17 protein-coding genes and 1 other RNA gene are annotated in these 20,148 nt (G+C 27.9%); 7 read left to right on the top strand and 11 right to left on the bottom strand.

All coding sequences use genetic code 11. The features are described from left to right. Positions 1–72 precede the first annotated feature (72 nt). An RNA gene (ffs, locus tag J3E06_RS01055) (signal recognition particle sRNA) lies at positions 73–386 on the bottom strand. 548 nt (positions 387–934) lie between these two features. Here ffs and ftsZ point away from each other — a divergent pair. After that, positions 935–2,032, top strand: coding sequence for a cell division protein FtsZ (gene ftsZ, locus J3E06_RS01060; RefSeq protein WP_013180467.1), 1,098 nt, complete (start codon positions 935–937; stop codon positions 2,030–2,032). Positions 2,033–2,390: 358 nt separating this feature from the next. Continuing rightward, positions 2,391–2,903: a helix-turn-helix domain-containing protein gene (locus tag J3E06_RS01065; protein ID WP_013180468.1), complete on the top strand. Its 513-nt coding sequence runs from the start codon at positions 2,391–2,393 to the stop codon at positions 2,901–2,903. A gap of 44 nt (positions 2,904–2,947) precedes the next feature. Here J3E06_RS01065 and J3E06_RS01070 read toward each other — a convergent pair whose 3' ends face one another. Continuing rightward, on the bottom strand, positions 2,948–3,895 hold the full coding sequence (locus J3E06_RS01070; protein WP_157209450.1) for a TIGR01212 family radical SAM protein: 948 nt from the start codon (positions 3,893–3,895) through the stop codon (positions 2,948–2,950). Between the two features lie 509 nt (positions 3,896–4,404). Here J3E06_RS01070 and J3E06_RS01075 point away from each other — a divergent pair. The 3 genes from J3E06_RS01075 to J3E06_RS01085 all read left to right on the top strand — a co-directional run bounded on the left by J3E06_RS01075 (position 4,405) and on the right by J3E06_RS01085 (position 7,376). Further along, positions 4,405–5,928: a phenylalanine--tRNA ligase subunit alpha gene (locus J3E06_RS01075; protein ID WP_198003569.1), complete on the top strand. Its 1,524-nt coding sequence runs from the start codon at positions 4,405–4,407 to the stop codon at positions 5,926–5,928. A gap of 147 nt (positions 5,929–6,075) precedes the next feature. Further along, positions 6,076–6,588, top strand: a complete 513-nt coding sequence (locus J3E06_RS01080; RefSeq protein WP_013180471.1) for a DUF3236 domain-containing protein — start codon at positions 6,076–6,078, stop codon at positions 6,586–6,588. Next, the gene (locus J3E06_RS01085) at positions 6,585–7,376 is read left to right on the top strand and encodes a DUF1188 domain-containing protein (RefSeq protein ID WP_013180472.1); all 792 of its coding nucleotides are present in this window, start codon (positions 6,585–6,587) and stop codon (positions 7,374–7,376) included. The genes J3E06_RS01080 and J3E06_RS01085 overlap by 4 nt, the downstream gene beginning before the upstream one ends. A 95-nt stretch (positions 7,377–7,471) precedes the next feature. Here J3E06_RS01085 and J3E06_RS01090 read toward each other — a convergent pair whose 3' ends face one another. Further along, on the bottom strand, positions 7,472–8,101 hold the full coding sequence (locus J3E06_RS01090) for a DUF366 family protein (protein ID WP_013180473.1): 630 nt from the start codon (positions 8,099–8,101) through the stop codon (positions 7,472–7,474). Positions 8,102–8,320: 219 nt separating this feature from the next. Continuing rightward, a complete protein-coding gene (locus J3E06_RS01095; RefSeq protein ID WP_013180474.1) occupies positions 8,321–9,658 on the bottom strand; it encodes a hypothetical protein in 1,338 nt (445 codons plus the stop codon). A gap of 434 nt (positions 9,659–10,092) precedes the next feature. Here J3E06_RS01095 and pyrE point away from each other — a divergent pair, with 434 nt between their 5' ends. Beyond that, positions 10,093–10,647, top strand: a complete 555-nt coding sequence (gene pyrE, locus J3E06_RS01100; protein ID WP_013180475.1) for an orotate phosphoribosyltransferase — start codon at positions 10,093–10,095, stop codon at positions 10,645–10,647. 112 nt (positions 10,648–10,759) lie between these two features. Here the strand turns inward: pyrE and J3E06_RS01105 are convergent, their stop codons facing one another. The 4 genes from J3E06_RS01105 to J3E06_RS01120 all read right to left on the bottom strand — a co-directional run bounded on the left by J3E06_RS01105 (position 10,760) and on the right by J3E06_RS01120 (position 15,179). Further along, positions 10,760–11,179, bottom strand: a complete 420-nt coding sequence (locus J3E06_RS01105) for a DUF2120 family protein (RefSeq protein WP_013180476.1) — start codon at positions 11,177–11,179, stop codon at positions 10,760–10,762. Positions 11,180–11,300: 121 nt separating this feature from the next. Beyond that, entirely contained in the window at positions 11,301–12,437 is a 1,137-nt protein-coding gene (locus J3E06_RS01110; RefSeq protein WP_013180477.1) for a flippase-like domain-containing protein, read from the bottom strand. Positions 12,438–12,946: 509 nt separating this feature from the next. Beyond that, complete coding sequence (locus J3E06_RS01115) at positions 12,947–14,116, bottom strand: preprotein translocase subunit SecD (protein WP_013180478.1); 1,170 nt, start codon at positions 14,114–14,116, stop codon at positions 12,947–12,949. Positions 14,117–14,333: 217 nt separating this feature from the next. Beyond that, a complete protein-coding gene (locus J3E06_RS01120; RefSeq protein ID WP_013180479.1) occupies positions 14,334–15,179 on the bottom strand; it encodes a protein translocase subunit SecF in 846 nt (281 codons plus the stop codon). A 339-nt stretch (positions 15,180–15,518) separates the two neighbouring features. Between J3E06_RS01120 and J3E06_RS01125 the strand changes: the two genes are divergently transcribed. Beyond that, a complete protein-coding gene (locus J3E06_RS01125; RefSeq protein ID WP_013180480.1) occupies positions 15,519–16,844 on the top strand; it encodes a TldD/PmbA family protein in 1,326 nt (441 codons plus the stop codon). 92 nt (positions 16,845–16,936) lie between these two features. Here J3E06_RS01125 and J3E06_RS01130 read toward each other — a convergent pair whose 3' ends face one another. The 3 genes from J3E06_RS01130 to J3E06_RS01140 all read right to left on the bottom strand — a co-directional run bounded on the left by J3E06_RS01130 (position 16,937) and on the right by J3E06_RS01140 (position 20,106). Then, positions 16,937–18,184 (bottom strand): LL-diaminopimelate aminotransferase, encoded by a 1,248-nt coding sequence (locus tag J3E06_RS01130; protein WP_013180481.1) that lies wholly within the window; start codon positions 18,182–18,184, stop codon positions 16,937–16,939. A gap of 133 nt (positions 18,185–18,317) precedes the next feature. Beyond that, complete coding sequence (gene pheA, locus J3E06_RS01135) at positions 18,318–19,184, bottom strand: prephenate dehydratase (protein ID WP_013180482.1); 867 nt, start codon at positions 19,182–19,184, stop codon at positions 18,318–18,320. Positions 19,185–19,239: 55 nt separating this feature from the next. After that, positions 19,240–20,106: a class I SAM-dependent methyltransferase gene (locus J3E06_RS01140; RefSeq protein ID WP_013180483.1), complete on the bottom strand. Its 867-nt coding sequence runs from the start codon at positions 20,104–20,106 to the stop codon at positions 19,240–19,242. Between the last annotated feature and the right edge of the window lie 42 nt (positions 20,107–20,148).

The raw sequence follows: 20,148 nt of genomic DNA on the forward strand, positions 1-20,148 counted from the left end.
TAAAAATAATATATGAAAATGAATTAAACTAACAAAATAGTAAATAAAATTGATTAAAATCTCATAAAATAAAAAGTGGCATCCTTGGGGTGGACAAAAGCACCAAATTCCATTTTACCTTAATCAATACTCAGCTCCGCTACCCTTTGAGCGTCGAAGTAAATTCTACCGTTGCTCCCTTCCGGACCTGGCGGGTTTCGAAATACAAAAAGGGTTTGACTCTTTCATAAGAAAGAGGGTCCCTTACCATCTTACCCCAAAGGACGAAACGTCTACATATTAATTAAGAATGAAATTTGGGAACTAATGCCGCCCCCAAGTTTTCGGCTTCCGCAAAGGCGATTTCGAATTACAGGAGACGCCTAACCTCCCAGCCTAGCCAATACTAAATAACTTCTTCTATCTTATATAGTTTACTATTTATTTAATATTTATAATAAAATTCGAATTGAGTATCTTTGAGGAAAATTTATTAAAAAAATAAGTTAAAACATATTAATTCGACAATTTAATAAGCTATTTAATAATCTAATTATTTTCAATAAGTAAAATTTATATAACTATTAAATCTTATTATTTATATAGCATTAATAATTATAAACATATACTCAAATTAATATTAACAGAATACTAAAAATTTAAATACAACCCCCAAATTTAAAAATAAGTACAAAAAGGAAATAACCGATATATTAAATTTTAAATAACGACTAAATAATGTATATAATATGTCATATGGGCATGGCATTAAAAAATACAAATAAATATATTCTAATATTGAATATAAGATATAATAAATAGAATAATTAAAAAAATATGTGTATATATCAAATTACATATAAAAAATAATATATAATATGAAAATTTATAGATATTATCTATATTTTATTATAATCTATCGATTTTATTTGAGATTTGCCTTTGGAGGATTACTATGAGACTTGTTAAAGATGCACTTTCTAAAAACAATGAAGAATTATACCAGGCTCAAATGTCTAAAGATGATTTTGGGAACGCCAAAATTATCGTAGTGGGATGTGGTGGTGCAGGAAACAACACAATTTCAAGACTTACGGAAATAGGAATTGAAGGTGCTGAAACTATTGCATTAAATACGGATAAACAACATTTAGAACACATAAAAGCTGATAAAACCATATTAATAGGTTCTACATTAACAAGAGGTTTAGGTGCAGGAGGATACCCGGAAATAGGTAGGAAATCCGCAGAATTAGCCAAAAACGTTCTTGAAGATGTTTTGAAAAACGCAGATTTAGTATTTGTTTCTGCAGGTATGGGTGGAGGTACAGGTACAGGTTCAGCCCCAATTGTTGCAGAAGTAGCAAAAGAAAGCGGTGCTGTTGTAATCGGTGTTGTAACATATCCATTCAAAATTGAAAGAGCAAGACTTAAAAAAGCTGACGAAGGTCTTAAAAGATTAACAGAATGTTGTGATACCGTTATTGTAATAGACAACAACAGATTAGTTGACTTTGTTCCAAACTTACCTATGAACGAAGCTTTTAGAGTAGCTGATGAAATTATCGCTCAATCAGTTAAAGGTATTACAGAAACCATATCAACCAAAAGTATGATAAACATCGATTATGCTGACGTAAAAGCTGTTATGACAAACGGCGGTGTCGCAATGATTGGTGTAGGTGAAGTAGATAGTGATTCCAAAGGCGATAGGGTAGAAAAAGTAGTTAAAGATGCTTTACAGTGTCCATTATTAGACATTGATTACAAAGGAGCTACTGGAGCTATTATTCACATTACCGGAGGTCCTGATTTAACATTAGGTGAAGCAAACAGAATTGGTGAAGGAATAACCAGTAGTATGGATGTAGAAGCTAATGTTATATGGGGTGCGAGATTAGATAGTACTATGGACGGAGCAATTAGAGTTATGGCAATTATTACTGGTGTAAAATCACCTAACATATTAGGTGGCGGTAAATTACCACAGAGAATACTCCCTAAAAAACAGGTACAATCAAAAAGTTCATTAGGAATTGACTACATCGTATAATGTATCATTATGTATCATTATTTGAACTTCTCATTTTCCTTTTTTAAATATCATAAAACTCTTTTTAAACATTTATTTTTTAAATTTATCCGTGATTAATTTGTTAACTGAAAAGTAATTAAAAAAATAAATGGATATATCAAATAAATTAATAGCATATAATTAAAAAATAACAGTTTTATATTAGTAATGCCTAATAAATTAGTTAATAAGCTATTAAATAATATTATAAATTTTTAATATTAGAATTATTTGATAGAATAATTTATATTACAAGATAAAGTATATAATATTAAATAAATTGGGTGTTTATATAATATTAAATTCAAATAAATATAATATATGTGACGTGAGTGCTATGAAGGCATATGAAAGGCTTTTATTAAGTTTAGGTTCGGAAAAGTTTACCGATGAATTTAAAAAGATATTATTGGAATTGAATATTTCATTAAAAGAATTTTCAGACCATTCTGAAATACCTTACAGTACATTATACAAAGTTATGAATAAAAAAGATTTTAGAGTTTCCACGCTCCAAAAAATTATTAAAGTTATTAAAGAATTTGAAAAAGATGATGAATTAGGCGATAGAATAGCAATTATTGCAGCAAGGTCATCTCTTAACAAACTTACTCAAAAAACTATCGAATTTGACAATAAAACATATGCTATTAAAGAATATCCTTCAAATACACTTGAAGAATGTCTTATATCTGCAGTTAGTGCGGAACGTGATGGAGTAAAAGCGATTGTATGCGCCCCAATAGTCAGTGCGTGTGTTGAAAAGCTGGTACGTATACCCGTAGCTGTTGTTATTACAGAATCTACAGATTATTTAAAAGCAGTGGAAATTGCTGCTTCAAAGATATAAGAAATATAAAAATAACATTTATAAAGACATATTATTTTATTTTTTTATATATTAAATTTTGAACCTTGAAACGATTTTCTACTTTTTAAATTATTTGAAACTTCATTTAATATTTTCAAACGTCCTAAATCCCACTCTGGAGATATTTTTATCTCATTTGGAACTTTATCTTTTGAAATTCTTTGAATTAATATCTGAGGAGATATATTTTCTAAAAAGTCTATTACTAAGCCCACATACTGTATTTTATCAAGCGATTTATATTCTGCATTCCAATACATTTCTTCGAGTTTTGTATTCTCGATAACTACGAGAGGATAGATTTTTAAAGCATCTATTTTTATTAAAGAAAGTAATTCTGCAGTTTCCCTCATTTCTTTTTTTGTTTCACCAGGTAATCCCAAAATAATATGACCACAAACTTTAATACCTCGTTCTTTACAGTTTTTAATGGCATTTAAGGTATCCGTTGCATTGTGTTTCCTATTAAGCAAGTCTAATGTTTTATCCTGTAAAGATTGAACCCCTAAGTCAATCCAAATGTCATAACCTTGTTTTACATAAGTTTCCAAAATATCCAATTTTTCCACTTCTAAACAGTCGGGCCTTGTACCAATTGATAAACCTATTACTGTATTGTATGATAAAGCAAAATCCCATAACTTTTTTAAATTTTCTGGAGTATCATAGGTATTAGTTGCAGGATAAAAATAAACGTAAAAGTTAGTAATACCTTTTCGACTATGTTCATTTAATTGAAATTCTATCTGCTCCTTTAGGCTGTATTTTCGGTTGCAATACTCTACAGAAATGGGTCGACCCATTTTAGGACAGTAAATACAGCCTTTATCATCTAAAGTACCATCTTTATTGGGGCAAGAGAAACCAGCATCCACAGGTATTTTAAATGTTTTTGGACTTTTAGACTTTGTATAAACTCCATATTGAGATATGGGAAAACCTTTTTTTCGTATAATGTTTATATCCCCCATTTTTGCAGTAAAATCTATATTTTTTGCCAGATTGGATGCCTTACATTTTAGTTCTTCATAACTTGCAAATTCCCTGCTTTTGTTATCCATGTTTTTTTCGTCTTTTTCCATAATCCACCAAATTCATTAAATCATCAAATTCATTAGAAATGTAATATGTGTTATATTTTAAAATATTTTAAAAATAATAACAATTTAAGATATAATTCATAATCTACAAGTTATAATTTATAATTTATAATTTATATTCAATAAACCTATATTCAATAAATATATATAATTATATAATCACAACTAATAATTTTAATAGCCCCATTAATTATTTAAATATGTTTTATTTCAACGAGTATAAAATCTTTTATAAATTATTAAATAGTATATTGCTATGATAATTATAATATTCAAAATACATGATTATTTATATTTTATATCAATATTGAATATAAATAGTGAATATCGTTAAAAATAAGTTATCAATTATAATTACAGGTGAAATTATGTTTATGGATATAGAGCTTCACAATGATGAAAAAAGAATATTACAAATATTTCAAAAATTTGAAAAGAGTACACTTAATTTTGATGAAATTTCTCAAGAAATAGAAAAAGAAAAAATTATGAGAGCAAGTTTATGGCTTACAGGGCACAGTCTTGCAGAAGTACTCGAAGAGAGTAAAAAACTTGTAAAACTCAGTTCAGAAGGTTTAGAAGCAAATGAAAAACAATTGCCCGAAAGAAGACTTTCAAAATATATATTAGACAATAATATTGAAAGTATTGGTATAAAAGACCTTTCTAAAGTTGAAAGTCTTGAAAAAGGCGAAATAAATCCATTATTAGGTAATTTAAAGAAAAAGAACTTAATAACAATTGATAAAGGAAATATTGTCTTTAAAAATTTAGATTACGAAGATGAAGAAGAAAATTTAATCTCAAAACTTGCAAATTTAGATGAAGGACTTGACATTTCTGAATTAAGCAAAGAAGATAAAAAAATAGTTGATTCTTTGAAAAAAAGAGGATTAATTGAAGTAAAAGAAATCAAAAATAGGGAATTAAAATTAACATCGGAAGGTATTGAATATATTAAAAATCCTATTGAAATTAAAGAAGAAATCACTCAATTGACAAAAGAAGATATATTAAGCGGAAAATGGAAAGAATGTGATATAAGAGCTTATGATGCAACTATTCCTACTGAAAAAGTGTATCCTGCTAAACCGCACCCAATGGCTAAAATTATTGACGATGTTAAAGATATTCTTGTATCAATTGGATTCAAAGAAGTTAAAACTTCCGCTGTGCAAACTGAATTCTGGAACTTTGATTCATTGTTTGAACCTCAAGACCACCCTGCAAGAGATATGCAAGATACATTCTTTTTAAAATATCCGAATAAAGGGGAAGTTAACGAAGAATTACTTCAAAAGCTTAAATCAATACACGAATCTGGTATTGTAGGAGATGAGCAGATTTCTAAAGGTTGGGGCTATGTATTCAGTGAAGATGTATCTAAAAAAGTAGTATTAAGGACACATACAACCGTTTCGTCTATTAAATACTTAGCATCGTTGAGTGAAGAAGAAAAAGAAAAACCCCATAAGATATTCTGTATTGATAGGGTGTTTAGAAACGAAGCTATCGATTATAAGCACTTACCAGAATTCTATCAATGTGAAGGTATTGTAATGGACGACAATGTGAATTTTGACAACTTAGTTGGTTTATTGTCAGAATTCTTAAACAAATTAGGATTTGAAAAGGTAAGAATCAGACCCGCATACTTCCCATTTACAGAGCCGTCTCTTGAAGCAGAAGTTTATGTCGAGGGCAAAGGTTGGATGGAATTGCTCGGTGCAGGTATATTCAGACCTGAAGTATTAGAGCCTTTCGGGATTAAAAAACCAGTTTTAGCTTGGGGTATCGGTTTAAGTAGATTAGTTATGATGATATTAGAATTAAAAGATATTAGAGAACTCCATAAAAACGACTTAGATTGGATAAGAAATTCAAGAGTTAAATCAGTTAAATAATACTAATAATAATACCAATAATAATAAAACATTATTAATAATAAAAATAATAAAAATAGCGCCTGTAAAAAAGAATAATACTTAATCTATTTTTCTTTTAATTAATTATCTATTTTTCATTACAATATTTTAAATTATGGGGATATCGTGGAAAAGGTCAATAAAATAATTAAAAATTCATATATTCATTCATTAGAAAATTGTAGAAATGGCGACCAAATTGAGGAAATTGAAGCCATTCAAAATGTCATCAAAAATTCTAAAAAAATTGTAGTTGCAACTTCCAATGGAAAGAAATTTAAAGTAGTAAAAAATATTATTTTGAAAGTTTTAGATAATCACTGTAATGACAATAATCAAAATAATGTTAACATTGAAATGTTAGATATCTGCACAAATTCAGCAGATTTAACACGGATGCCTGCATTAACTAAAGGATTAATTGCAGTTGATATTACAGATGCAGATTTAATTATAGCTCGTGGTAGATTAGGAATCGCAGGTTCTGGCTCTTTACTATTATTAATGGATGGCAAAGGACGAATTCTTACAGGTGCTATGTCTCCCTCATCAATAATCCATAAAGAAAGTATCGAACATAAAATGGAGTTTGAACTTTTACAAGCACTCAAAAAAATTGGGATAATGGTGGAACTATGAAGTATGGTATTACTGAAAACGTTAAAACAATCGAATCAAAAGTCAAAGTTAGAGATATTATAAAAAAGATTGCTGAAAAAAAGGCTAATGCAATAAAATATTATTTGGAAGGCGAAGAATTCGAACAAGCAATTATATTTGGTGCTTACTTATCGGGCAATTATATTGCAAATACATTAAAAGCAGATTGTGGAGAAGTAATATTAATTGATTCACAGCCTCATTTGGAAGATATAGTCACAGGAAATGGAATAAAATTTATGGATTTAAACACTTTTATGTTAAAACTTAGGAATAACAAAGATAAAGAAATAAATCCGGATTTAATCATTGATGTCACAGGATTGGGTGGTGTAGACCCTAATATGTTAAAAGATTTTGACCCCAAAGTGTTAATAATCGAAGACCCAAAAAGTTCATTTGATAAAGAGCTAATGGAAGCAGATAATACACATAAAAGATTATGTGTGGGGCATAAAAAAGGTTCATTGAAGACTTTCCGTTCTTCAAAAATCTCAAAAACTTCCGGTACTATGACACTTACTGTTGATGTAATAATGGACAGTTGCATAGAAATTAAAGAATTAGATGGCGTATTATACTCAGTTCCAAACTTAGAGTATTTTGAAGGAATTGTATTCCACGAAAAAGACGTTAGAAAATTCTTAAGAGAAGTAAACACGCCTGCACTTACTGTAAGTTGTTTAGGTAATTTAGAAGCTGAAATCGATGAAATAATCGATAAAAATATGCAAAAAGTATATTCATTTGTTAAATTAGTTAAATAATATACCTATATTTTATTTTTTTAAAATAATAAATTAATTCAAATATAAAAATAATTAAAAATAGTAATAATAAAATTGTAATAATAAAATTGTAATTAAATTAATGGTAATGTTTTTCTAATATCTCGTTCTATTTTATCAATTTCAGTACAGTATTCAGTAAGTATACTTTCTAAAATATCAGTTAAATCGCTTTCAGACACACCCATTTCTAATAAACCAATTGCTGAAACGTGTTCTGGCGTACCTTCTGATGTAATATTGATACCAAGATGAATTTTACCTGAGGTAATACCTTTACAAGCAATACATACAGATAATTTTTTACCATTGTAGTATAAGTCATCCCCTGTTTTTAATATTTTAATACCGGCTTTTAGTTCAATTACTTCTTTTACGATATTTACAAGCATTCTTTGCCTTAAATAAGTAGTTTTTAAATCATTATTATCAAAATGTTCCACAATAAAGTTTATCGCTCGTTTGGAAGAAATTGGAACTTCATATTCTGCTTCTTCTTTAACATCTTTTAAATCTTTCATATTTGCGATTTTAACTTCCATAGCTCCAATAAATCCTACAATACTATCTTTTTGGACGTCAAAAGCTTTAAAAGCCCATAATGGTTCTATTTCAACACCCGTATAATCCATTTTATCATTTAATTTTATTCCGCAGATACTATTAAAATCCAATTTATTATAATCAAATGAGTTAGATTCCATAAATTCACCTAAATTTTTTAAATAATATATAAATTTGAGATTGTGTAAATAACTAATTACATAACTATTAAAAAAATAATATAAAAAAGAATAGTATGGTACAGTAAACACGTCATAAATTAATTTATAAACAAATTTAAAAAAAAGAAAAAATTTAATTGATTTTAATAATTATATATTTATGTACAATTAGATATAACTAAATATAATTAATTATATTTAGTTTAAAATTTTTACAGTGCTGTCATCTACATATTCAACTGTCATTGTAGATTCACCATTATATAATCCTTTTTTCATCGCAATAACGCAAGCTTTAGTACCGTATTTATCGGAACCTGCAAGAACTAAGATTTCACTGTTTTTATTGAATGGATTGGTTATCTTTTGAATAATACCTTTATTTTCCCCAGGATTATCATTTGAAACTTGGAAAATTAATCCATCTTTAACTTTCTCTGTTGCTTGGTTAGCTACGGGACCGCCTACAAGAATTAAATCTGCACTTGACATCAATAATTCATCTTGGTCAATTATATTAACTGAACCTTGGAAGTCTATGATAGTATCTTGCAATTTATTGTTTTTGTACAAGAATATTTGGTCATCCCACTCGTCATCTTCATTATTTTCAACTTTTACAGCAAATACGTTATTACCGAAACTTTTTGAACCTTCTTCAAGGTCTGCAATATAATCTGCATTTTTAATTACTTTGAAGAATACTTCACTTGTATTTGAACCAACGTCTGCAAGTTGTATATTATAATTCAAGAAATTGAAATTAGCAGGCAATTCATCTGCATTTCTCTGTTCTAATTCGATTGTTTTATCTTCTATATTAACCCTAATATCAGAATAACCTTCTAAATCTTCCCCTTTTTCAAATTCATATGATTTATATACATTGAAGAAAAATATTTTTGTTTTATCTGATTCTAACATATCATCATATTTTAAAGCGATATCTTCGCCATCTACTTTATGTACATCGTCTATGAATAATTTAAAGTTTTCAACTCTTTTACCATTTCTCAATACATCAATTAAAAGCTCCCCTTCTGTGTAAGCCAATAATTTAAATGTAATATCGCCCACGGTAAATGAATCTGATGCTGAGGTATCATTTATTAAATTACCTAAAACTATTTTATCACGGCCGGATTCTAAAACGGTATAACTACTACCCATAAATGAAACTTCGTCGCCTACTTCATCGGAATCCAGGGTTTCACTATATTCTATATCTTTATAAATTACAGTTGTGCCTTCCCTACTAAATGAAACTTCGAGTTTTTCAGAGTTATCATTTAATTCGAATTCATCAATTGCAGGTACGAAATAGATTAAAGTTTCTAAAACTTTCAATTTGTTATCGTCAGTAACTGAAAGTTCTCTTTTTGAATAATAGCTATCTAAAAGCATATCCGCATATTCTGCATCTACTTTATCTTTATTAACTACGATAAGAGGGCTATTTAGCGAATAACCCATCGAAATTGGAGCCATTACCATTATAGTCAATATTAAAATTGCTATATACTTTGGCAAATTCATTAAATCACCACGTTGAGTAAATTAAATTGTTATTTAAATTTTACAAATTGACATATTCATAATATCTTAGATATAGTTATAAATAGTTAGTATAAATTTTATGTAATTCAAAGAATAATAATTTTAAGTGTGATTATTATATAAATATTGATAAAAGTTTTATAATTAATATATTTTGTCATTTGGTTTGGTGTACCATCCATAAATAATAATCGAGATTTTCAAAAAGATGTATATTATAATATGTACACATTTTACTATCTTTCATTTAAAATATAAATTACTTATTGTTTTTTTGCCTTGAAATAAAATTAAAGCAATTAAATATTATTAAATATTAGAATTATATAGTTTTAATAAAATATAATTGTAAATTTGATTGTAAAATTTTAATACGCTAAATTATAATAAAATTTCAAATACGGTGAGAGCATATGAATTCTAATGATTTAAAATCAAAATTGATTGAATTACTTAAAGAAGTTAATTGCGTAAAGTTTGGAGATTTTACATTAGCTTCAGGTAAAAAAAGCGATTATTATGTAGATATAAAAAAAGCTACAACAAATCCAAAAGTATTAAAAGCAGTAGCTGAATTAACAGCTGAATTATGCGAAGAATTCAAAGAAAATGGAGAATATGAAAATTTAAAAGTTGCAGGTGTTGAACTTGGCTCTGTTTCAATTGCCACAGCTGTTTCTTTGGAACTTGAAAAAGATTTGTTGATTGTTAGAAAAAAAGCTAAAAGCTATGGTACTAAAAATAAAATAGAAGGTGAACTGAACCCTAATGATAATATAATTGTTATGGAAGATGTCACTACTACTGGCGGAAGTGTATTAAAAGCAGTTGAAGAACTTAAAGAATCCGGTGCAAACGTTAAAGCTGTTTTTGTGATTGTAGACAGATTAGATGGCGCAAACGAGTTAATGGAAGAAAATAACGTTAGATTTATACCTTTAGTAGAAGTTAACGAATTAAAAGAATAAAAATAATTCAAAAGAATTAAAAGAATTAATTGAATTAATTGAATTAATTGAATTAAATAACTAAGAATAATAATAAGGATAATAAACTCTTTTTTTAATTTTCTATTTTAAATTAGTATAATACCATAACTTCCACAAATTTATGAAGGTCATCTTCTTCGTTATACCACATACTTATACCTAACATCAAATTATCTTTTTTACCGAGTGCGTAATCACATTTACAACCGATATTTTCAAAAGAAGCTTTTAAAGCATCAAAACCCATTTCATCAGGAAATATGCCTTTTTCGTCCATTATTTCATTTATCCTATTGACCATTATGAGTTTATCGTCTTCATCCATTAATTCATATCCATTTTGTTTTATCTTAGCTTCCAAATATTCTTTAATACTATTGTAATCATTGAACTCTAAATCTCTGCAAATGCTCCGTACAGCAATCATTTCTTCCTTGTTTACTACCGGTTTTGAACCTTTAAAAGCATCTAATGACCTTACTATTTTTCCAATTTTAACATTTAACATCATATTTTATTCACCGTGTTTATTCATCATTTATAATATAATTTATAATATAAGTTATAATTTTACTATTGTAATCTAATATTTTATAAGTTTTAGTATAGTTATAAGGTATTATATTAACATATTAATTTGTATTATTATCTTTATTATCTTTATTATCTTTATTATCGTTATTATCGTTATTATCTTTATCATTCAATTTTCTTAACTTTTTCAATTTTTTTGATTTTGATTTAATCAATTGGAATGATATAGCCCCGAATAGGGATACTAAAACGTAAGAAACTGCCCTATCCAATAACGTAATCGTTGCCGCACTTGAAGGACTAATATTAAAGAACATATACATTGCTATCATAACCGTATCTGAAGTACCTAAACCCCCAGGTAATGCAGGCACTATTCCTACCAATAATGATACAAGATAGGTCGAAGAAACTGCAAATAGTGGGGCTATAGAACCTATTGCTATGAAGAATATATATATTTTGAAAATATCGAGAGACCACCACATAAACGAGTAAAAAGTTGCAACTGCAATTCCTTTTTTCTTAGTTTTAAAGAAAATCAATGTATCTTGGAACTCATCTACCCCTCTGCATAATTGAGTATCAGATATTTTTTTATTAGATACTTTTCGGATTATTTTTGCAACAAATTTTACTATTTTATAGGCTATTTGTTTTTTCATTGCAGCATATAATATTAACCCAGTTAGTGCCATTACAACTATCCACGCTATTATAAACATTAAGGTATACTGTTCAGAAAGACCATTTACTATGAAATAGAGGATTGTTATAAGGGAAAGAGTTAAAAACACCACACTATCCAGCAATCTTTCTATCATAACTGTTGAAAAAGAAACGTGATAAGGGATATCTTCAAGTTTTGAAAGATAATAAGCTCGGAAAGGTTCTCCACCCCCCTTCATAGATGGAGTTATATTGTTTATAAATTGCCCCATTAAGACTAAATTAAGCAAATCCGTATATTTTGCGTTATATCCTTTGAGTTTTAGCAAATATTGCCATCTCATTATAAGCATTAAAATTGCAAAACCATAAACTATGATAGAAATCCCGAATATTTGGAAATTCGTTTTTAATAAAACTTGGTATATATCATCAATACCTATCCAATTAAATATATATGCCAATATTACAAAACCTAATCCATAAAATACGATATTTTTTACCCATTTTTTGATATTAATTTTTCCTTTGGATTTGAATTTTGGCTCTGGATTCTTTATATTCATTTTTTCCCCTTAATTGTAAAATTAACCTATTTTGTATAATATAGGGTTAATTTATAATAATTATATAAATAATCGATAAATGACTAACAAGTAATCGACAAGTACTGTATCGTATAAATACTGCCCATTATGGCATTATAAAAGTCAACAAAAATTTACATATAATTTTAAATTCCTAAATTCCTAAATTCTCAAATTCCTAAATTTATATATTTATATAAAAGCTAATTCTTTTCTACTTTTAAGATATTTTTTATAATATATATAATTTGTTTTTATAATTTAATAATAAGATGAATTAATACATTAGTAATACGAAATAATAGGTTTAAATCGAAAAAATCGTATAGGAATCTTAAATAATTGCTGTTTTAAAAAAGAAATAAATTTAAAGTATTATTTTGCAAAAATATTGATTAATATTAAAAAATTGATTGTTAAAAAATTAAGTATTAAAAAATAAAGTATTAAAAATTAATTATGAATATATTATGTAATATTTCAATACATTAATATTTTCTCAACAATTCCCTTATGATTGTTGCAAATGCAGGTCTTGAGATGAATACCCCAAATAAAACCCCTGCAATTGTTGTAATTGCAAATCCTTTTAACATACCAATACTCATTAAGAATAATGGAGACATTGCTGCTATTGTAGTTGCTGCTGCACCGAATATGATAAAGAATGCTCTTTGAATACTTCTTTTAACCTTTTTAGATTCACCTGCCAAGGTTTCATCAGTTATCACAATTTGGTGGTCAACACTTGTACCCAAAGTTGCAATAATACCTGCAATAGCTGCTAAATCTAATTTCCAGCCGATTACTGAAGCAAAACCCAAGATAAGGAGTACTTCAGAAGCTCCGGTTATTAAGATAGGAAGAACTATTTTAGGTGTTTTATATCTAATTCCGATTACAAGAGCTACTGCCAAAAATGCAATAATACCTGCAATCATTGAACTTTTTATGAATTCCTGACCTAATGTAGGAGATATTGAGTTAATATATGCAATATTAACTTTTACAGGTAATGAACCAGATTTTAAAGCGGTATATATTGCCCAAGCTTCTGTTTCATCTTCTTCCGTAGGATTACTACCTGCTACAGTAATTACCTGGTCAGGATGTGATTTTCCATCTGCCAAATCTGGCGAAAGTACTGGATTACTTATTAATTTATCATCCAAATAAAGATTTACGGTATAACCGCCTTTTCCATATGAAACATTTGCAAATTTAGCTGCGCCGTCAGTGGATAATTTAAAGCTTACCCCATAACCTGCTGCAGTTAATCCTGGTTCCTCAACGTATTCAACGTCTTTACCAGTGTATGCCGTTGTATTGGATATTTCAGCATAAAATACCCCTTGTTGTGCGATAACTTTTTCTATACGTTCCAGGTCCGCACTTTCAGGTATTTCGATGGCTATTTCGTCATTACCCCGTGCATAAACCTTCACATCACTTAAACCATTTGTATTCAATCTACTGGTTAAAATCTCGGTAATGACAGCCATTTCCTCGTCATCAACTGTTTCTTCGGTTTGTAGTACTATGGTAGACCCACCACTTAAATCTACTCCAAAAGATATTCCATTGAATACGATGGTTAATATAGAAGCCAAAACACACACCAATAGGAATAAAACCTTTTTATCTTTTAATAATTTCATAATATCCCTCAATTAAATTAACTAAACTTAAATAAACCCAATTAAGTTGGTAATCTTAATTAAAATTATAGTTTTATTAATTTAATTTAATTTTGGTATTGTATTATCTAATTATTTGCATATTTATTAAATTATTTTTTTATTTTTTATTTTTTATTTTTTTTAGTTATTTGAGTTATTTGAGTTATTTGTTATATAATTATACATTAGTTATACATTATTTAGATTTTTTAAGTTCTGTAACGTAATATCTCAATATTCCCACGTTTGTTATCCACGTTAACATTAAATCCGCTATTAAACCAATTAATAAAACTACAGAAATGTCCTTTAACATTTCAGCTGCCGGAACTATGTATGAAACTACGAAGTATAATACGGCCATTGCCACAATTGTAGTAATAGACATTGTCATTCCTGTTTTCATTGATTGATTAATTCTACCTTCAAGAGTGTCCGATTTTCTCTTTAAAACTCTTGTAGTTAACATAATGTCCGTATCGACACTATAACCGATTAACATTAATAATGCTGCTATTGTAGATGTTGAAATAGGTATTCCGAATATGCTCATTCCACCGATTGCAATTGCGATATCTGATGCTGCTGCCAAAATAACCGCAAAACTTGGTACTGGTGTTCTAAAGATTACATAAACTACGATTGCCATAAATAAGAACGCAAATCCAACTGCTAATGCACCTTGTTCCCAGAATTTACTACTTAATGTAGAACCAATTTGCTTTTCGGTATATTGTAAGTTTGATAAATCGTCCGTATTTAAAGCTGTTGCCAGTGAAGTTCTTAATTGATTAATATCAACGCCTGTTCCCGCTTTTATATCCAAATATTCTGCAGAGGAAGACTTTGATATTTTAAAATCCACGTTCGGATATTGTTTTTCTAATGAACTATAGTCAAAGTTATTAGGTACTATTACAGTTATTTCAGTACCTCCGCTAACGTCAATGCTCTGATTTAGACCATTTACGGAAACGAAAACCACTGATAAGAGTGCTAAAATTACCGGAATAACTGTTAACACTTTATAATTCTTGTACATAATGCACCCTCCGAATTTTAAAAATTCTGATAAGTGATAATTGAGATGTATATTATTTAAATATATATGAATAAATTTCAGATGAATAATAATATTATATGACTGTATAAATATATGATTTAATATATGAGTTTAAATAATTAGTATCCACCATATTAATACGTATATTCATTATAACTTGTAATAAAATATATAATTATTTATTACATTCGGGAAAATCATTGTTTTAGATTATTGATTTATATACAATATTTAAATAAAATCTATATATTAGGAATTACGATATATTTATAAATTGATTTTAAATTGATTTTAAATTGATTTTAATTAGGTGCGATTATGGAAAAACTTGATAATATGAATTTTTGTAAAAATTTCAATGACATTGATAATACAATCGATAAGATATTAAATATTGCTGAAAAAGAAGGATATGAAGCTGATATCTATATATCTAAAGATGATGACTTTAGTGCCGAATTAGAAGGCAAACACTTGGATAATGTAGAAACCTCCGATAGTTTTGGTATGGGGGTGCGTGTAATTAAAGATGGTAAAGTAGGTCTTGCATACAGCACCGTCCAAAGTCCCGAAATTATATATAAAGCTATGGCTAACCTTGTAAAAGATAAATACACGGAAATACCATCACCTCAAAAATATAAAACCCCAAAAGGTATTTTCTTTAAGGAATTAAGAGAAATTAACCAGTCTAAAATTCTTGAAGATGTATTTTATATGGCTGAAGAATTGGAAAAAAATAACATTACTGCAGTAGGCGGGGGAGTTTCTACAAGTTATGGATATAGTAGACTTATAAATACGAACGGTATTGATGTAGAAGAAGAAGGAACTTATTATTCTGCATCTATTTCGGGAATAAAAGATGGAGAAACTGCTTACGAATATCTTACCAAAAACAATATGTTTAATGTAGATATTATTTCTGATTATGTGATTAATATCCTCAAAAACACCCAATCAATTAAAGAAAGCTTTGAAGGTAATATCGTTCTTAGTCCTCGTGCTTTATACTCGTTATTAGCGTATACGTTGATACCCGCATTTAACGCTGAAAGTGTACAAAGAAACAGGTCAATGTTAGCGGGAAAAATCGGAGAAAAGATATTTGGGGAAAATATATCTATTTATGATGATAGTACGCTTGATAATGCACTTTACTCTTCAAAAACTGATGATGAAGGTATTCCAAGTCAAAGAACGGTTTTAGTAGAAGATGGAATTTTAAAAAACTATTTATATGATATTAAAAGAGCAAATATTGAAAATGAATCTAAAAAAGATGAAAAAGAGCGTGTAAAAACTACAGGCAATGCTTCAAGAGGTTATTCAAGCCTACCAAGTATTTCAAGCTCCAATATCATAATTAATCCGGTTGAAAAGATTGAAGAATTAGATAAATACCTATATGTAAATTCATTAATCGGTACACATACCTCAAACCCAATTACTGGCGACTTTTCCGTAGAAATTAGCAATAGCTATATTGTAAATAAAGGGGACAAAACACCAGTTAAAAAGGGTATGCTCTCAGGAAATATATTTGAAATATTAAAAGAGGCCGTTCCATTAGATAATGTGGAACAGAGGGGTAAATTAATAGCTCCAGCTCTTAAATTTAATGGAAAAACAATTATAGAATAAAATAATAATATAAAATAATAAAATAATTTTTTTAGTTTTAATTTAGTTTTAATAATTATTTTAAAAAATAAATATTTTTAAAATTATATTTATTAGAATACAAATTCAACGTCAGATAATCTTCTTTTTACTTCATTTAAGATTTCATCTTCTTTCTTTTCCGAAAGTTTGCCATCTTCAAAAGCACTGAAACAAGCTGCCATTCTTATGTAGTTTCCTACGTCATCCCAGGGTACTGTTGAGATTAATTTTTCTTTAATGAGATATTGTGAAAATTCTTCCGCATTTGCAAATTTAGCACCGTCCTTTGTTCCAATTGGTGCTTTTACGTATAAATAGAAAGTTCCACCAGGCATTTGTGCATTGAAACCTAATTCTTTTAACATATTTACCATTTTTTGGAGTCTTCTTTCATATTTAGCTCTTGTAGCTTCCGTAATTTCAGGATGTCTTAAACAGTAAATACCTGCTTTTTGAATAGGTATAAATTGACCGCTATCGTAATTATCCTTAACAGCTGCAAAACCCCTTACAATTAACTCATTACCTACTACGAAAGCTAATCTCCATCCTGTCATATTGTAAGCTTTTGAAAAACTGTGTATTTCTACACCAACGTCTTTAGCCCCTTCAACTGATAAAAATGAAAGAGGTTTCTCGCCGTATGTTAATGCTGCATATGCTGCATCTTGTACAATTAAAATGTTATTTTCTTTTGCAAATTCAATTGCTTCTTTGTAAAATTCAACTGTTGCTTGTGCACCTGTTGGGTTATTTGGATAGTTTAAGTATAAAATCTTAGCTTTTTGCTTTATATCATCAGGTATACTTTTTAAATCAGGTAAAAATCCGTTTTCTTCTTTTAACTCTAAGTTGTAAACTTCTCCGCCATACCATTTTGTGTGTGTTGCTGTCACAGGGTAGCCCGGAGTAGTCATTAATGTAATATCCCCTGGATTAATAAATACCGATGTAATATAAGCCAAAGCTGGTTTTGAACCTATTGAATGGATTACTTCAGTTTCTGGGTTTATACCTTTTACACCGAATACCTTTTCCATATATATTGGTATTTCATCTTTTAAAGCTTGCGTACCGTTATCAGAGTATCCCCTGTTTTCAGGTTTTTTTGCCTCTTCATAAAGAGTTTCGACTACTTTTGCATCTGCCATTTCGTCTGGCTCCCCTACGCCCATATCGATTAATTCAATGTTTGGGTATTTCTTTTTAGCTTCATTCTTTGCTCTTTTGATTTTTTCGAATTTGTAAATTACATCTTCTTTTCCAAAGTTATTGCCACCGATTCTGTCTGCAAAAAGATTTTGAATATAACTTTCCATTTTAACACCAATAAGTTGTTTTTTATACATACTTAGTTATCCTATATAAAATATAGGGATAAATTTAAAATAATGAATTTATAAAAAAAATAACCTAAAAAAATATAAAAAATTAAAAAATAAGCGTTATAAATTATAAAACAAAATAAGTACCTAAATATATTAATTTAGAAACCCATTTTTCCAATTTATTAAATAATTCATCCATATTTTCATAATATTCAAAATCCATATAAAATACATAAGTTCCTAATTTTGTTTTAGAAGGTCTGGATTCAATCCTTGATAAATCAATATTGAGCTTTTTAAATTCCCCCAATACATCATATAAACTTCCTGCCCTATTTTCCTTTAATTCCAATATTACTGTGGATTTTACTTTATTTAAATCATCTATTCCAAAGTTAATATCTTTTATATACTCTTTATTTTGCTTTTTTGAAATTAATAAAAACCTTGTTTGATTATTTTTATAATCCTGTATATTTTTATCGAGTATATTTAAGTCATACAATTCTGCATTAGCATCTGAACAAATTGCCGCAATTTCGTTGTTCTTTCTTTCTGCAACCGTTTTTGCTGAAAGTGCAGTACTTTCCATTGTTTGAGTCGCCCAGTGATTAGAATTAATATAATTTCTACATTGTGCAAGTGCTTGAGGATGGGATAAAACTCTTTTTATGGTTTTTTTGTCATTTGATACCGAAATTAAAGCGTGTTCTATGCTTATGTCTATTTCTGCGAGTATTTTAACGTTTGTTTCCATTAACAAATCCTGGGTTAATGTCACAGAGCCCTCTATGGAATTCTCAGAAGGTACTACGCCATAAACCATTGATTCGGAATTGCAATCAATTGAATTGTCGATTTTTTCAAGTTTTTCAAATATTTCATTTATTGAATTACAATAAACTATCTCTTCAGAATTTTTTAGATGTTCTGCAAATAATTTAGCTGCTTTTTCGCTATAACTACCCACAGGTCCAAGACAATAAATCATATTATCACCTATATCATTATTTAGGTAATCTTTTTTAATCTTTAAGTTTTAATTTTTAATTTTTAATTTTTTTATATTTTTTAATTTGAACCATTAAGAATTGACCTTTTGATTTTAATTTTGACTTTGATATTTTCTTATTATACTTTAATGATAATTTAAGTATTTTATCCAATAAAAAATTTGGTAAAATCTTAAAAATGGGATGAACAAAATAAAACGTCTCAAAATGTTCAATTTTTAAATTTGACGAATTATTATTATTATTTTTATTAGTATTTTTATTAGTATTATTATTATTTTTATTAGTATTATTAGTATTATTAGTATTATTATTGTTTTCATTATATTTCGTTATATAATTATTAAAAGTTTCCAAATTTAAAAGATTATGCTCGATTTTCCAATCAGTGAAAACATCCTCATTAAAAAAGGAATCTTTATTTACTACAATTAAAACTATGGTACCATCGTCTTTTAATACTCTTGTTAATTCATTCATTGCTTTTGTTATATTTACATGCTCTAAAACATTTATACATAAAATGGTGCTTGCAAAATTATCTTTTAAAGGCAAATTTTCTATATTTGCACATAATAATTTATCAGAGCTAATTTTTGTATTATTTTTAAAAATATCGAGTAAATTTTGCGAAAAATCTATGTAAATTGTATCTAAATCTTTTGTAAGATTATAAAAAGAGCCATATCCACATCCACAATCAACAACTGGCTCTTTTAACTTTAAAGTACCATTTTTCTTATTTTCATCAAAAATATTAAAAATAAGGTCTTCTTCGTGTTTCATTATATTTTTTACATAATTTGGATAATTTTCAACTTTCCAATTATCATAAAAATCTTTTACTCTAAAATTAGTTTCTTTTTTAGATAACTTCTTAGTTTGGTCTTTAATAGTCATAATCTCACAAATATTTAGTAATAAAATTAAAAAGAATTTATT

Origin of the sequence: Methanococcus voltae (genome assembly GCF_024807655.1) — an archaeon.
GTDB classification, from domain to species: Archaea; AGJL01; Methanococci; order Methanococcales; family Methanococcaceae; genus Methanococcus; species Methanococcus voltae_D.